Source organism: uncultured Amaricoccus sp. (assembly GCF_937858865.1).
Lineage (GTDB): Bacteria > Pseudomonadota > Alphaproteobacteria > Rhodobacterales > Rhodobacteraceae > Amaricoccus.
In genome coordinates this window covers 1-14,436 of record NZ_CALLYO010000338.1, presented here as the reverse complement: position 1 = coordinate 14,436, position 14,436 = coordinate 1, and the positions used below count along the sequence as shown (strand labels likewise).

The following is a 14,436-nucleotide window of genomic DNA, read 5'->3' as shown; positions in this document are numbered from 1 at the left end:
TCGTCGGTGGCGACCGCGACCGCCTCGGTGCCGGCGCCGATCCAGATGAAGGCGGCGATGAGGATGAGGATCGGATTGCCGAGGAGGCCGAGGAGCCCGAGCCCGATGGCGAGGCCCTGGCCGACGCGGGCGGCGATGGCGGTGGCGCGCACCCGGTCCATGCGCATGGCGAGGGTGGCGCGCAGCACCCGCCCGCCGTCCATCGGGAAGGCGGGCAGGAGGTTGAAGATGGCGAGCATGAGGTTGGCGACGAGGAGCGTCGGCAGGAGGCTGCCCGAGAGGTCGAGCAGCGCGCCGGGCCGGGCGCTGACGCCGAGGAGGAGATAGAGCAGGGTGGCGATCACGACGTTCACCGCCGGGCCGGCGAGGGCGACGATGATCTCCTCGCGCGGGTCCTTCGGCATCTTCTCGAGGAGGGCGAGGCCGCCGATCGGCAGCAGCGTGATCGAGCGGGTGCCGATGCCGAAGCGGCGGGCGGTGAGCGCGTGGCCGTATTCGTGCAGGACGACGCAGAGGAAGAGGAGAAGGACGAGGAGGATGCGGGAGCCGACGCCCTCGAGCGTTCCGGTCTCGGCATAGTAGGCCCAGGCCACCCAGGCGAGGAGCAGGAAGAAGGTGGCGTGGACGTAGACGTCGATTCCGGCGAACCGCCCGATCTTGGTGGACCATGTCACGGGAGCGCGTCCTCCGCCTGCGGCGGGGGCATGGTGCGACGGACGGCGGGGCGGTTGCAAGAGGGGGGTGGGCTACCTAGAGTTCGCCAGGGTCGGCAGGAGGTCATCCGGGTGAGCGAGGAACTGCGCAAGACGCCGCTGCATGCGCTGCATGTGGGGCTCGGGGCGAAGATGGTGCCCTTCGCCGGCTACGACATGCCGGTGCAATATCCGACGGGGATCCTGAAGGAGCATCTGCACACGCGGGCCGCGGCCGGGCTCTTCGACGTGAGCCACATGGGGCAGGTCGCGGTCCGGGCGAAGTCGGGCGAGGTGGCGGACGCGGCGCGGGCGCTCGAGGCGCTGGTGCCGGTCGATCTCGTCGGGCTGGCGGAGGGGCGGCAGCGGTACGGCTTCTTCACCGACGAGGGGGGCGGGATCCTCGACGACCTGATGGTGGCGAACCGGGGCGACCATCTGCTCGTGGTGGTGAATGCCGCCTGCAAGGCGGACGATCTCGCGCATCTCGAGGCGGGGCTCGAAGGGTGCGAGGTCGAGCCGCTGGAGCGCGGGCTGGTCGCGCTGCAGGGGCCGAGGGCGGCGGAGGCGCTGGGCGGGCTCCATCCCGACGTCGGGACGATGCGGTTCATGGACGTGCGGGAGATCGACTTCGCGGGGGTGCGGGCGGTGGTGTCGCGCTCGGGCTATACGGGGGAGGACGGGTTCGAGATCTCGCTGCCCGAGGAGCATACGGTGGATTTCGCCGAGCGGCTGCTCGGGGCGGAGGGGGTGCTGCCGGTCGGGCTCGGGGCGCGCGATTCGCTGCGGCTCGAGGCCGGGCTCTGCCTCTACGGCAGCGACATCGACCGGACGACGACGCCGGTCGAGGCGGCGCTGGAATGGGCGATCCAGCCGGCGCGGCGGGCGGGCGGCGCGCGGGCGGGGGGATTTCCGGGGGCGGAGGTCATCCTCGGGCAGATCGCCTCGGGGGCGGCGCGGCGGCGGGTCGGGCTCTTGCCGGAGGGGCGGGCGCCGATGCGGGGGGGAACGGAGCTCTTCGCGGACGAGGAGGGGGCGGAGGTCGGGGTGGTGACGTCCGGCGGCTTCGGGCCGAGCCTCGATCGGCCGGTCGCCATGGGCTATGTCGCGATCGACCGGGCGGCACCGGGGACGCGGCTCTTCGGGCGCTTGCGCGGGAAGATGCTGCCGGTCACAGTGGCGAAGCTGCCCCTGGTTCAGCCGGGCCACAAGAGGGCGTGAGGGTCGCGAGAGAACGGAGAGACGGATGCTGCGATTCACCGAGGAGCACGAGTGGCTGAAGCAGGATGGCGAGGAGGTGATCGTGGGGATCACCGAGCACGCCGCCGAGCAGCTCGGCGATCTCGTCTTCGTCGAACTGCCCGAGGAGGGGGTGACGGTCGTCAAGGGCGAGGAGGTCGTGACGATCGAGTCGGTGAAGGCGGCGAGCGACATCGCCGCGCCGCTCGACGGGCAGATCACCGAGGTGAACCCCGCGATCGTGGAGAACCCGGCGCTGGTCAACGAGGACCCGATGGAGAACGGCTGGTTCTTCAAGATGACGCTGGCCGATCCTGCCGATCTCGACGGGCTGATGGACGAGGAGGCCTACCGGGCGTACATCGCCTGAAGCCTGCGCGCACGCCCGCGCACGTGTGCCCACCCGGCAAGGCCTTGAAATGACGTGTGGAATTTCTTGTCTATACGTTGTCAATACGGGCGTGGCGCGGGTGCGCGAGGGCGAAGGGGAGGACACGGCGGATGTGCGACGCCTGCGTGATCGAACGGGTGAAGGAGCGGATGCTGAGCCGGCGGGCGCTGCTCGGGGGTGCGGGCGCGGCGCTGGCGGCGGCCGGCGTGGGCCTGGTCCCCGGGGCGGCGCGGGCGCAGGGGTCGGGCGCGACGATCCCGGCGGGTGCGATCGAGGATCTGACCCACACGCTGACCGAGGATTTCCCGACCTTCTTCGGCGGGCAGCAGTTCTTCCGCGAGCAGAAGTTCGCCTTCGGCAAGGACGGCTTCAACCTCTTCGAGCTGCGGGTGAACGAGCACACCGGGACGCACATGGACGCGCCGCTGCATTTCTCGGCCGACGGGCAGTCGGTCGATGCGGTGCCAGTGGCGAACCTGGTGGTGCCGCTCTGCGTGGTGGACATCCGGGGGAAGGCGGCGGCGGATGCCGATGCGCAGCTGACGCCGGACGACCTGGCGGCCTGGATCGCGGCCAACGGCGAGATCCCGGAGAAGGCCTGCGTCGCCATGCTCTCGGGCTGGGGGGAGAAGCTCGGGTCGGACGGCTTCCGCAATGCCGACGCGGAGGGGAAGATGCATTTCCCCGGCTTCCATGTCGAGGCGGCGCAGATGCTGCTCGAGACGGGGGCGGTCGGGATTGCGGTCGACACGCTGTCCCTCGACCACGGGCCGTCGCCCGACTTCGCCGCGCACAGCGCCTGGCTGTCGCAGAACCGCTGGGGGCTCGAGGCGGTGGCGAACCTCGACCGGGTCCCGGCGGCGGGGGCGACGGTCTTCGTGGGCGCGCCGAAGCACCAGGGCGGCAGCGGCGGGCCGACCCGGGTCATCGCGCTGGCCTGAGCCATGGCGACGGTTCCCCTGCTCGGCGACGCCGAACTCGCCCCGGAGGCGCGGGCGGTCTTCGAGGACATCCGCGCGGTGCGCGGTACGGACTATGTCAACAACTTCTGGCGCGCGCTCGCCCATGACCCGGCGGAACTGCGGCGGGTGTGGGAGGAGGTGAAGGCGGTGATGGCGCCGGGGGCGCTCGACCCGCTGGTGAAGGAGCTGGTCTACATCGCGGTCTCGACGGCGAACGCCTGCCCCTATTGCGTGCATTCGCACACGGCGTCGGCGCGGGCCAAGGGGATGACGGAGGCGCAGCACGCGGAGCTGCTGCGGGTGATCGGGCTGGCGGCGCGGACGAACCATCTGGTCACCGCGCTGCAGGTGCCGGTGGACGAGGTGTTCGACCGGGGCGGGTGACGAGAACCCCGCGAAGGCGTCGATCGGGCGTCATGAATCGTGAAATTCTTGCGGATATTTCGCTGGCTTCGATTGTTGCGAATATTGAGCGATGTGCTATGTGATAGCGGGTGAAGCTACCCGACGCATTCGAGCTGCCGACGCACCCTTCTTCGAAGGAGACCGATCATGAACGCGCCAGCCATGGACACCTTTGCCGAGCGTCTACCGACCGAGGTTGAAATCGCGAATGCGGATCACCTTCGGACCATCATGGCCGGGATAGTCAGGGAGGACGATGACACCAGGCTCGAGGTGGTCCCCCAGAAAGGGCAAAGGGAAACCGTCGTCCTGTCGCCGGCGATCGCGCAGACGTTCCTGACGGTTCTGCGCCTGATCGCCAGCGGCAAGGGTTTTCGGCTCATCCCGGTCAATGCGGAGCTGTCGACCCAGCAAGCGGCCGACCTGCTGAACGTCTCCCGGCCGTTTCTCATCAAGCTGCTGGAGGAGAACAGGATTCCCTTCACGAAGACGGGGCGCCATCGGCGGGTGAGGGCCGACGACCTGTTTGCCTACAAGGCGCGCCGGGACGAAACCAGATCCAGGGCCTTGTCCGAGATGGCCGCGCTGGATTCGGAGAAGGGGCTGATTTGATTCACCGCGCCGACCGGTTCACTGTCGTCGTCGATACGGATGTTCTTGTCGGTGCGTTGAGCAGGAACGTGGTCCTGAGCCTGGCCGAGGAGGGCTTCTTTCGGCCGAGGTGGTCCGCGACGACCCTGGCGGAGTTCGAGACCGCGTTCGTCAGGCTGTACGGCGACGCGGAGACGGCGCGCCGCCAGCGGCGGAACATCGAGGATGCCTTCCCCGAAGCTGTCGTCTGCGACGGCGAGGCCCTCATCGACGGCCTGGCGTTGCCGGATCCGAACGATCGGCATGTGCTGGCGGCGGCGATAAAGACGAGGGCGAGCGTCATCGTCACGAACAATCTGAAGGATTTTCCCAAGGAAGCTTTGGCCATTCACCAGATCGAGCCGATGAAAGTTGATGATTTCGTGATGGATTGCATTGATCTGAAAGGTGTCGAGGCCGTCGCGGCACTCCGCAAGATGCGGGAGAGATTCAACAATCCTCATCTGGACGCGGAAGGGTTGATCCTGCGGCTGGAAAAGGTCGGCATGAGCCAGACGGCCACCCTTCTCGTGGAGTTCAAGGCGCTTCTCTGACGTCCGCCAGTCGCCTCCGGGGCGACGGCGGGAAACGGCGGACCTTGCCCCCTCTCCGCGGATGCGCACATAGTGCCGCCGACCCAACTTTTCGCGGGAATCCCATGTCCTTCAAGGAATCCGAGTATCATCCCTACGATTTCGCCAATCGCCGGCACATCGGGCCGTCGCCGTCGGAGATGGCGGAGATGCTCGAGGTGGTGGGGGCCGGCTCGCTCGATGCGCTGATCGACGAGACGGTGCCGGCGGATATCCGGCTGCGGGAGCCTCTCGCCTTCGGGCCGGCGCTCTCGGAGCAGGCGGCGCTGCACCGGCTGCGGCGGACGGCGGGGAAGAACAAGGTGCTGACCAGCCTGATCGGGCAGGGGTACTACGGCACGGTGACGCCGCCGGTCATCCAGCGGAACATCCTGGAGAATCCGGCCTGGTATACCGCCTATACGCCGTATCAGCCGGAGATCAGCCAGGGGCGGCTGGAGGCGCTGCTGAACTTCCAGACCATGGTCTGCGACCTGACCGGGCTCGACGTGGCGAACGCCTCGCTGCTCGACGAGGCGACGGCGGCGGCGGAGGCGATGGCGCTCTGCCGGCGGGCGGCCAAGTCGAAGGCCGGGGCCTTCTTCGTCGACCGGGACTGCCATCCGCAGACGATCGACGTGATCCGCACCCGGGCGGAGCCGTTCGGCTGGGAGGTGGTGGTGGGCGATCCCTTCGCCGACCTCGAGCCGGGGCGGGTCTTCGGGGCGGTCTTCCAGTATCCGGGAACCTATGGCGCCTGTCACGACTTCTCCGGGCCGATCGCGGCGCTGCATGCGGCAGGGGCGCTCGCCTGCGTGGCGGCGGATCCGCTGGCGCTGACGCTGCTCAGGCCGCCGGGGGAGATGGGGGCGGACGTGGCGGTGGGCTCGACGCAGCGGTTCGGGGTGCCGCTCGGGTATGGCGGGCCGCATGCGGCCTACATGGCGGTGAAGGACGGGCTGAAGCGGTCGATGCCGGGGCGGATCGTCGGGGTCTCGATCGACGCGCGCGGGAACCGGGCGTATCGGCTGGCGCTGCAGACGCGCGAGCAGCATATCCGGCGGGAGAAGGCGACCTCGAACGTCTGCACGGCGCAGGCGCTGCTTGCCGTGATGGCGTCGATGTATGCGGTGTTCCATGGGCCGGAGGGGTTGCGCGCCATCGCGCAGCGGATCCACCGCAAGACGGTGCGGCTGGCGAAGGGATTGGAGAGCCTCGGGTTCGAGGTGGAGCCGGCGGCGTTCTTCGATACGATCACGGTCCGGGTGGGGGCGCTGCAGGGGGTGATCCTGAAGGCGGCGGTGGCGCAGGGGATCAACCTCCGCAAGGTGGGCGACGACCGGATCGGCATCTCGCTCGACGAGCGGACGCGGCGGGAGCATACGCAGGCCGTCTGGCGGGCGTTCGGCGGGGACATGCTGGACCGCGATCTGGACCATGAGTATCGGTTGCCGGAAAACCTCATCCGGACAAGCGAGTATCTGGCGCACCCGATCTTTCACATGAACCGGGCCGAGGCGGAGATCACCCGCTACATGCGGCGGCTGGCGGACCGGGATCTGGCGCTCGACCGGGCGATGATCCCGCTCGGGTCCTGCACGATGAAGCTGAACGCGACGGCGGAGATGATGGCCCTCTCCTGGCCCGAGTTCGCGGACATCCATCCGTTCGTGCCGTCGGACCAGACCGAGGGCTATGCCGAGGTGATCGGGGATCTCTGCGGCAAGCTCTGCGCGATCACCGGGTACGACGCCTTCTCGATGCAGCCGAATTCGGGGGCGCAGGGGGAGTATGCCGGGCTGCTGGCGATCCGGGCCTGGCATGCGAGCCGGGGGGAGGCGCAGCGGGACGTCTGCCTGATCCCGACCTCGGCGCACGGGACCAATCCGGCGAGCGCGCAGATGGCCGGGATGCGGGTGGTGCCGGTGGCGGCGGCGGAGAACGGCGACGTCGATCTGGCGGATTTCCGGGCGAAGGCGGAGGAGCATGCGGCGCGGCTGGCGGCCTGCATGGTGACCTATCCCTCGACGCACGGGGTCTTCGAGGAGACGGTGCGGCAGGTCTGCGAGATCACGCATGCGCACGGCGGGCAGGTCTATCTCGACGGGGCGAACATGAACGCCATGGTCGGGCTGGCGCGGCCGGGCGACATCGGGTCGGACGTGAGCCACCTGAACCTGCACAAGACCTTCTGCATCCCGCATGGCGGCGGGGGGCCGGGGATGGGGCCGATCGGGGTGAAGGCGCATCTCGCGCCCTTCCTGCCGGGGCGGCCGGGGGGCGCCGGGCGGGTGAGCGCGGCGGACTTCGGGTCGCCGTCGCTCCTGGTCATCTCCTGGGCCTACTGCCTGATGATGGGGGGTGCCGGGCTGACGCAGGCGACGAAGGTGGCGATTCTGAACGCCAACTACATCGCGGCGCGGCTGAAGGAGGCCTGGCCGATCCTCTTCTCGCGGAACGGGCGGGTGGCGCACGAGTGCATCGTCGACACGCGGGTCTTCAAGGAGGCGGGCGTGACGGTCGACGACGTGGCGAAGCGGCTGATCGACTGCGGCTTCCATGCGCCGACGATGAGCTGGCCGGTGGCCGGCACGCTGATGATCGAGCCGACCGAGAGCGAGCCGAAGGCGGAGCTCGACCGGTTCGTGACGGCGATGCTGGCGATCGCGGCGGAGGCGCGGGCGATCGAGCGGGGCGAGATGGACCCGGAGAACAATCCGCTGCGCAACGCGCCGCACACGGTCGAGGATCTGGTGGGGGCGTGGGAGCGGCCCTATTCGCGCGAGGCGGCCTGCTATCCGCCCGGGGCCTTCCGGGTGGACAAGTACTGGGCGCCGGTCAACCGGGTGGACAATGCCTGGGGGGACCGGAACCTGATGTGCTCCTGCCCGCCGATGGAGAGCTACGCGCAGGCGGCGGAGTAGCTACCAGATGGCGCCGGGGATGCCGTCGGTCCAGCGGCCGCGGCGGAGCGCCCGGGAGGGGCGGCCGCGGTAGCGGGCGAAGAGGCGCTCGGCGCGGGTCTCGCGGGCGGCGACCAGCGCGCGGAGCTCGACGGCGGCGTCGGCCCCGGCGGTGGTGAAGAGGGCCTCGGCGATGGCGTCGCGGAGCGGGGTTCGGCGGGGGAGGTCTGTGTCGGCCGGCATTGGGCGGGTCCTGCGAGGGCTTGGGCTGGGCAGAGGCTAGCGGAAGGATGTTCACGGAAGGTTTCGCTGGGGGGCAAGTCTCGCGTCGGGAGGTATCGGCCTGATCCGCGGGCTGTTTCGATCGCCGCTCGCGCGCTCGTCCATTGTTGCTGCGGCTCCAGGCGTAAGGATCGGAGCCGTCCGTCGCCTTGACCGTGGCGGGCAGCGCCGGGCGGAGCCCTGCAGGCGGCGCTGAGGAAGCGCGACGCGCTCGACCTCGCGAGAGGGGAATCGGGGAAGGGCGGAATGGTTTCGCGACGCCCAAACCGACGGTTTGCGAGACCCGGAAAAGGGTGTCAGAGTGGCGCGGCGGCGGCCCCGCTGTCGGTTGACCTTGTGCGATGCGGAAGATAAGCCACCGATGAATTGCGGGGTGCGGTGCGAGCCGTCCCCGGTGCAGGCGAAGGAGGGCGGAGTTGAGCGAGCTGCTGCGCGAGTACCTTCCGATCCTGATCTTCATCGGCCTCGCCATCGCTCTCGGGCTGGTGCTGCTGCTCGCGGCGGTGGTCGTGGCGGTGCGGAACCCCGATCCGGAGAAGATCTCCGCCTACGAATGCGGCTTCAACGCCTTCGACGACGCGCGGATGAAGTTCGACGTGCGCTTCTACCTCGTGTCGATCCTCTTCATCATCTTCGACCTCGAGGTGGCCTTCCTCTTTCCCTGGGCGGTCGCCTTCCAGCACGTGGGCGCGTTCGGCCTCTGGTCGATGATGGTGTTCCTGGCGGTGCTGACCATCGGCTTCGCCTACGAATGGAAGAAGGGAGCGCTCGAATGGGAGTAGAGCCGAGCGTCACCAACACCGAGTCACAGGCCGCGGTCGGCGGCAGGATCGTCGAGCCGGCCGCCGGGCGGCCCGGCGCGCATCTCGAGCAGCCCGACCTCGTCTCGCGGACGCTGTCGGACGAGCTGGCCGACAAGGGCTTCCTCGTCACCTCGACGGCGGCGGCGATCAACTGGGCGCGCACCGGCAGCCTGCACTGGATGACCTTCGGGCTCGCCTGCTGCGCGGTCGAGATGATGCAGACCTCGATGCCGCGCTACGACCTCGAGCGATTCGGCACCGCGCCGCGGGCCAGCCCGCGGCAGTCGGACCTGATGATCGTGGCGGGGACGCTGACCAACAAGATGGCCCCGGCGCTCAGGAAGGTCTACGACCAGATGCCGGAGCCGCGCTACGTGATCTCGATGGGATCCTGCGCCAATGGCGGGGGCTATTATCACTTCAGCTATTCGGTGGTCCGGGGGTGCGACCGGATCGTGCCGGTGGACGTCTACGTGCCGGGCTGTCCGCCGACCGCCGAGGCGCTGCTCTACGGCATCCTGCAGCTGCAACGTAAGATCAGGCGCACCGGGACGATCGTCCGCTGACGCGGGCCGCTAGCCACCGGGAAGGTCGCGAAGGACTGAGATGGATACTGCGCTCGACGAGCTGAGGGAGACCATCGCGCTGCGCCAGGAGCGGGCGCTCCTGGCCACCGAGGTCCGCTACGGGGAGCTCACCCTCACGGTGGCGCCGGAGACGATCCCGGCTTTCGTGGCCCATCTGCGCAGCGACCCGAGCTGCCGCTTCACCACGCTGATCGACATCACCGCGGTGGACTGGCCGCAGCGCGAGAAGCGCTTCGATGTCGTCTATCATTTCCTCTCCATGCACCTGAACCAGCGGGTCAGGGTGAAGGCGGAGGTGCGCGAGGACGAGCTGGTGCCCTCGATCGTGGACGAGTTCCCCTCGGCCGACTGGTACGAGCGCGAGGTCTTCGACATGTACGGGATCCTCTTCTCGGGGCACCCGGACCTCAGGCGGATCCTGACCGACTACGGTTTTCGCGGGTATCCGCTTCGGAAGGACTTCCCGACCACCGGCTACGTCGAGGTGCGCTACGACGAGGAGCAGAAGCGCGTGGTCTACGAGCCGGTGAAGCTCACCCAGGAGTACCGGCTGTTCGACTTCATGTCGCCCTGGGAGGGAGCCGAATACATCCTGCCCGGCGACGAGAAGAAGGGGGCCTGAGCATGGAAGGCGACGTGCTCGTCGGCGAGCAGAAGATCCGCAACTTCAACATCAACTTCGGGCCGCAGCATCCGGCGGCGCACGGCGTGCTGCGCCTGGTGCTCGAGCTCGACGGCGAGATCGTCGAGCGGTGCGACCCGCACATCGGGCTGCTGCACCGCGGCACCGAGAAGCTGATGGAGAGCCGGACCTACCTGCAGAACCTGCCCTATCTCGACCGGCTCGACTATGTGGCGCCGATGAACCAGGAGCATGCCTGGTGCCTGGCGATCGAGAAGTTGACCGCGACGCCGGTGCCGCGGCGGGGGCAGCTCATCCGCGTGCTCTACTCCGAGATCGGGCGGATCCTGAACCACCTGCTCAACGTCACCACGCAGGCGATGGACGTCGGCGCGCTGACCCCGCCGCTCTGGGGGTTCGAGGAGCGCGAGAAGCTGATGATCTTCTACGAGCGGGCCTGCGGAGCGCGGCTGCATTCGGCCTATTTCCGGCCGGGCGGCGTGCACCAGGACCTGCCCGAGGATCTGATCGCCGACATCGCCGAATGGGCGCGGGCCTTCCCGCAGGTGCTCGACGACATCGAGATCCTGCTGACCGAGAACCGCATCTTCAAGCAGCGCAACGTCGACATCGCGGTGGTGAGCCAGGAGGAGTGCCAGGCGCTCGGCTTCTCGGGGGTGATGGTGCGCGGGTCGGGGATCGCCTGGGACCTGCGGCGCTCGCAGCCCTACGAGTGCTACGACGAGTTCGACTTCCGGATTCCGCTCGGGACGAACGGGGACTGCTACGACCGCTATCTCTGCCGGATGCACGAGATGCGCGAGTCGACGAAGATCATCCTGCAGGCGGTGGAGAAGCTCGCCTCCTGCCGCGGCGAGGAGGTGCTGACGCGGGGCAAGATCTCGCCGCCGCGGCGGGCGGTGATGAAGACCTCGATGGAGGCGCTCATCCACCACTTCAAGCTCTATACCGAGGGCTTCCACGTGCCCGAGGGCGAGGTCTATGCCGCGGTCGAGGCGCCGAAGGGGGAGTTCGGGGTCTATCTGGTCAGCGACGGGACGAACAAGCCCTACAAGGTGAAGCTGCGGGCGCCGGGCTATCCGCACCTCGCGGCGATGCACCATGTCTGCAAGGGGCACATGCTGGCCGACATCTCGGCGGCGCTCGGCAGCTTCGACATCGTCTTCGGGGAGGTGGATCGCTGATGTTCCGCCGTCTGCATCCCGAGCAGCCTGGGCATTTCGCCTTCACGCCGGCCAATCTCGACTGGGCGAAGGCGCAGATCGGCAAGTTTCCCGAGGGGCGGCAGGCCTCGGCGGTCATCCCGCTGCTCTGGCGGGCGCAGGAGCAGGAGGGGTGGATCTCGAAGCCGGCGATCGAGGAGATCGCGCGGATGCTCGACATGGCCTCGATCCGCGTGCTCGAGGTCGCGACCTTCTACTTCATGTTCCAGCTGCAGCCGACCGGCAGCGTGGCGCACGTGCAGGTCTGCGGCACGACGAGCTGCATGATCTGCGGCGCGGAGGCGCTGATCGAGGTCTGCAAGCGGAAGATCGCGGCCAACCCGCACGAGGTCTCGCCCGACGGCAAGCTCTCCTGGGAGGAGGTCGAGTGCCTCGGGGCCTGCGCCAACGCGCCGATGGCGCAGATCGGCAAGGACTATTACGAGGACCTGACGGCGGAGCGGTTCGAGGAGATCCTCGATGCGCTGGCCCGCGGCGAAGTGCCGCGGCCGGGGCCGCAGAACGGGCGCTTCGCCTCCGAGCCGAAGGGCGAGCTCAGCTCGCTCGCCGGCGGTGAGCGGGTGAACGCGGCCAACGCCTCGGTGACGCTGGCCGAGACGCTCGGCGACACGGTGGCGCGGATCACCGGCGAGGAGCGTCCGCGGCGGATGCCGGGATCGGCGCAGAAGGCGCCCCGGGTCGATCGGGCGGCGCGGAGCGACCACGGGCCGGCGGTGACGCCGGTGCGGCCCGCCGGGCTGGCGGCGCCCCGCGGCGACGGTGCGGACGACCTGAAGCTCATCAAGGGGGTCGGCCCGGAGCTCGAGGCGCTGCTGCATCGGCTCGGCTACTTCCACTTCTCCCAGATCGCCGGCTGGACGCCCGAGGAGGTCGCCTGGGTCGACGAGAACCTCGACGGCTTCCACGGACGGGTGACCCGCGACGGCTGGGTCGAGCAGGCGCGGGAGCTGGCGGAGCAGGAGGGCACGCCCCACGCGCTGAAGCGGATCAGGGACGAGTGACGGGAGGCTCGGAGGTAGAGATGGCAGCAAGCCAGAGTGAGAACAGCGGCGTCTTCTGGTCGCTGGTGAGTTGGGTGGCGGCGATCGTGGGGGCGATCGTGGTCGGCCTGATCGTGGGCAAGATCCTGCACGAGGCGGCGGGCGGGATCATCTTCGCCGGCGTGACCTTCATCATTCTCGGCTTCGTGCTGAGCCGCCTCATCGGGCCCTCCCCGGCCGACGACGGCCCGGGCGTGGCGGCGGGCTACCATGCGGCTCCCGCTCCGGCGGCGCCGCTGGCGGGCCCGGTCGCGAGCCCCGCTCCGGCGCCCGTCACGGCCCCGCCGGCGGCTCCCGCGCCGGACGCGGGCGCGATCAGCGAGCGGGTCAGGGACGCGGCGCGGGCCGCCGGCGAGGCGGCGCGGGCGGCTCTCGGGGACGCGGCGCCGGCCCCGGCGGCGTCCGGGGTCGCGGCGCGCAGGCCGGCGGCACTGGCCGCGCCGCTCGAGGGCGGGGCGGACAACCTGATGCGGCTGAAGGGCGTCGGGCCGAAGCTCGCCGAGTTGCTGAACGCGAACGGCGTCCACCACTTCAGCCAGATCGCGGCCTGGGGGCCGGCAGAGATCGAGTGGATCGAGTCGAACCTCGAGGGCTTCACCGGGCGCGTGGTGCGCGACGACTGGGTGGGGCAGGCGAAGATCCTCGCCGCCGGCGGCGAGACCGAGCATTCGCAGCGCGTGGACCGCGGCGAGTCGACCTGAGGGAATCCTGGCGATGCTGGCGGACAAGGACCGGATCTTCACCAACCTCTACGGCATGTACGACCGCAGCCTGGCGGGCGCGCGGGCGCGTGGGCATTGGGACGGCACGGCGGGCCTGATCGCCCGCGGGCGGGACAAGATCATCGAGGAGATGAAGACGAGCGGGCTGCGCGGCCGCGGCGGGGCGGGGTTCCCGACCGGGCTGAAGTGGTCGTTCATGCCGAAGCAGTCCGACGGCCGCCCGCACTATCTGGTGGTCAATGCCGACGAGTCCGAGCCCGGGACCTGCAAGGACCGCGAGATCATGCGGCACGACCCGCATACGCTGGTCGAGGGGTGCCTGATCGCCGGCTTCGCCATGGGGGCGAACACCGGGTACATCTACCTCCGGGGCGAGTATATCCGCGAGCGCGAGGCGCTGCAGATCGCGATCGACGAATGCTATGACGCGGGGCTGATCGGCAAGAACGCCTGCGGCTCGGGGTGGGACTTCGACCTCTATCTGGCGCATGGCGCGGGGGCCTATATCTGCGGCGAGGAGACGGCGCTGCTCGAGAGCCTCGAGGGCAAGAAGGGGATGCCGCGGCTGAAGCCGCCATTTCCGGCGAATACCGGGCTCTACGGCTGCCCGACGACGGTCAACAACGTCGAGTCGATCGCGGTGGCGCCGACGATCCTGCGCCGTGGCGCGGGCTGGTTCGCGAGCTTCGGGCGGCCGAACAATGCGGGGACGAAGATCTTCGCCGTCTCGGGGCACGTGGAGCGGCCCTGCGTGGTCGAGGACGCGATGTCGATCACGTTGCGCGAGCTGCTCGACAAGCATTGCGGCGGGGTGCGGGGGGGCTGGAAGAACCTCAAGGCGGTGATCCCGGGCGGGTCGTCGGTGCCGCTCCTGCCGGCGAGCCTCTGCGACGAGGCGATCATGGATTTCGACTGGCTGCGCGAGCAGAAGTCCGGGCTCGGCACGGCGGCGGTGATCGTGATGGATCAGTCGACCGACGTCATCAAGGCGATCTGGCGGCTCTCCTGCTTCTACAAGCACGAGAGCTGCGGCCAGTGCACGCCCTGCCGCGAGGGCACCGGCTGGATGATGCGGGTGATGGACCGGCTGGTGAAGGGCGAGGCGGAGCCCGAGGAGATCGACGTGCTGCTCGACGTGACCAAGCAGGTCGAGGGGCACACGATCTGCGCACTGGGGGATGCCGCGGCCTGGCCGATCCAGGGGCTGATCCGGCATTTCCGCGACGAGATCGAGGACCGGATCAAGGCGAAGCGGACCGGGCGGATCAGCGCGGTGGCGGCGGAGTAGGCACATGGAAGGCGGCGAGCAGATCACCGTGCACAGCTGGACCGGCGGCTTCGG

Annotated in this window: 16 protein-coding genes; 14 read left to right on the top strand and 2 right to left on the bottom strand. The window is 69.3% G+C overall.

What is annotated here, in order from left to right; genetic code table 11:
• A partial coding sequence (locus Q0112_RS09605) for a site-2 protease family protein (RefSeq protein ID WP_297974476.1) occupies positions 1–674 on the bottom strand: 674 nt, incomplete at its 3' end.
• A gap of 111 nt (positions 675–785) precedes the next feature.
• Here Q0112_RS09605 and gcvT point away from each other — a divergent pair.
• From gcvT to gcvP, 7 genes are all read left to right on the top strand, one after another.
• Entirely contained in the window at positions 786–1,913 is a 1,128-nt protein-coding gene (gene gcvT, locus Q0112_RS09600; RefSeq protein WP_297974474.1) for a glycine cleavage system aminomethyltransferase GcvT, read from the top strand.
• Between the two features lie 28 nt (positions 1,914–1,941).
• Positions 1,942–2,301: a glycine cleavage system protein GcvH gene (gene gcvH, locus Q0112_RS09595; protein WP_297974480.1), complete on the top strand. Its 360-nt coding sequence runs from the start codon at positions 1,942–1,944 to the stop codon at positions 2,299–2,301.
• Positions 2,302–2,432: 131 nt separating this feature from the next.
• A complete protein-coding gene (locus tag Q0112_RS09590) occupies positions 2,433–3,263 on the top strand; it encodes a cyclase family protein (protein WP_297974472.1) in 831 nt (276 codons plus the stop codon).
• Between the two features lie 3 nt (positions 3,264–3,266).
• Positions 3,267–3,668, top strand: a complete 402-nt coding sequence (locus Q0112_RS09585) for a carboxymuconolactone decarboxylase family protein (protein WP_297974469.1) — start codon at positions 3,267–3,269, stop codon at positions 3,666–3,668.
• Between the two features lie 168 nt (positions 3,669–3,836).
• A complete protein-coding gene (locus Q0112_RS09580) occupies positions 3,837–4,301 on the top strand; it encodes a helix-turn-helix domain-containing protein (RefSeq protein WP_297974466.1) in 465 nt (154 codons plus the stop codon).
• On the top strand, positions 4,298–4,873 hold the full coding sequence (locus tag Q0112_RS09575; RefSeq protein ID WP_297974463.1) for a PIN domain-containing protein: 576 nt from the start codon (positions 4,298–4,300) through the stop codon (positions 4,871–4,873). Before Q0112_RS09580 ends, Q0112_RS09575 begins: the two co-directional genes overlap by 4 nt.
• A 104-nt stretch (positions 4,874–4,977) precedes the next feature.
• On the top strand, positions 4,978–7,815 hold the full coding sequence (gcvP, locus tag Q0112_RS09570; protein ID WP_297974460.1) for an aminomethyl-transferring glycine dehydrogenase: 2,838 nt from the start codon (positions 4,978–4,980) through the stop codon (positions 7,813–7,815).
• On the opposite strand, the gene Q0112_RS09565 is transcribed toward gcvP, so the two are convergent.
• Entirely contained in the window at positions 7,816–8,037 is a 222-nt protein-coding gene (locus Q0112_RS09565; protein WP_297974459.1) for a hypothetical protein, read from the bottom strand.
• A 455-nt stretch (positions 8,038–8,492) separates the two neighbouring features.
• On the opposite strand from Q0112_RS09565, the gene Q0112_RS09560 reads away from it, so the two are divergent.
• The 7 genes from Q0112_RS09560 to nuoF are packed head-to-tail and all read left to right on the top strand — an operon-like array spanning position 8,493 to position 14,382.
• Positions 8,493–8,858 (top strand): NADH-quinone oxidoreductase subunit A, encoded by a 366-nt coding sequence (locus Q0112_RS09560; protein ID WP_297974456.1) that lies wholly within the window; start codon positions 8,493–8,495, stop codon positions 8,856–8,858.
• Between the two features lie 47 nt (positions 8,859–8,905).
• A complete protein-coding gene (locus Q0112_RS09555; protein ID WP_297974478.1) occupies positions 8,906–9,445 on the top strand; it encodes an NADH-quinone oxidoreductase subunit B family protein in 540 nt (179 codons plus the stop codon).
• 40 nt (positions 9,446–9,485) lie between these two features.
• A complete protein-coding gene (locus Q0112_RS09550; RefSeq protein WP_297974453.1) occupies positions 9,486–10,088 on the top strand; it encodes an NADH-quinone oxidoreductase subunit C in 603 nt (200 codons plus the stop codon).
• Between the two features lie 2 nt (positions 10,089–10,090).
• Entirely contained in the window at positions 10,091–11,293 is a 1,203-nt protein-coding gene (locus Q0112_RS09545) for an NADH-quinone oxidoreductase subunit D (RefSeq protein WP_297974451.1), read from the top strand.
• Positions 11,293–12,333, top strand: a complete 1,041-nt coding sequence (nuoE, locus tag Q0112_RS09540; protein WP_297974448.1) for an NADH-quinone oxidoreductase subunit NuoE — start codon at positions 11,293–11,295, stop codon at positions 12,331–12,333. The genes Q0112_RS09545 and nuoE overlap by 1 nt, the downstream gene beginning before the upstream one ends.
• A 20-nt stretch (positions 12,334–12,353) precedes the next feature.
• Positions 12,354–13,073 carry an endonuclease gene (locus Q0112_RS09535; RefSeq protein ID WP_297974447.1) on the top strand — a complete coding sequence of 240 codons (720 nt, stop codon included), beginning with the start codon at positions 12,354–12,356 and terminating at the stop codon, positions 13,071–13,073.
• A gap of 13 nt (positions 13,074–13,086) precedes the next feature.
• Positions 13,087–14,382, top strand: a complete 1,296-nt coding sequence (gene nuoF, locus Q0112_RS09530) for an NADH-quinone oxidoreductase subunit NuoF (protein ID WP_297974444.1) — start codon at positions 13,087–13,089, stop codon at positions 14,380–14,382.
• Positions 14,383–14,436 lie beyond the last annotated feature (54 nt).

Excerpts from the sequence above, each read along its gene's own strand:
- Q0112_RS09590 (WP_297974472.1), top strand. The coding sequence starts at position 2,433 with ATGTGCGACGCCTGCGTGATCGAACGGGTGAAGGAGCGGATGCTGAGC.
- Q0112_RS09585 (WP_297974469.1), top strand. The coding sequence starts at position 3,267 with ATGGCGACGGTTCCCCTGCTCGGCGACGCCGAACTCGCCCCGGAGGCG.
- Q0112_RS09580 (WP_297974466.1), top strand. The coding sequence starts at position 3,837 with ATGAACGCGCCAGCCATGGACACCTTTGCCGAGCGTCTACCGACCGAG.
- gcvP (WP_297974460.1), top strand. The coding sequence starts at position 4,978 with ATGTCCTTCAAGGAATCCGAGTATCATCCCTACGATTTCGCCAATCGC.
- Q0112_RS09565 (WP_297974459.1), bottom strand. The coding sequence starts at position 8,037 with ATGCCGGCCGACACAGACCTCCCCCGCCGAACCCCGCTCCGCGACGCC.
- Q0112_RS09550 (WP_297974453.1), top strand. The coding sequence starts at position 9,486 with ATGGATACTGCGCTCGACGAGCTGAGGGAGACCATCGCGCTGCGCCAG.
- Q0112_RS09545 (WP_297974451.1), top strand. The coding sequence starts at position 10,091 with ATGGAAGGCGACGTGCTCGTCGGCGAGCAGAAGATCCGCAACTTCAAC.
- nuoE (WP_297974448.1), top strand. The coding sequence starts at position 11,293 with ATGTTCCGCCGTCTGCATCCCGAGCAGCCTGGGCATTTCGCCTTCACG.
- Q0112_RS09535 (WP_297974447.1), top strand. The coding sequence starts at position 12,354 with ATGGCAGCAAGCCAGAGTGAGAACAGCGGCGTCTTCTGGTCGCTGGTG.
- nuoF (WP_297974444.1), top strand. The coding sequence starts at position 13,087 with ATGCTGGCGGACAAGGACCGGATCTTCACCAACCTCTACGGCATGTAC.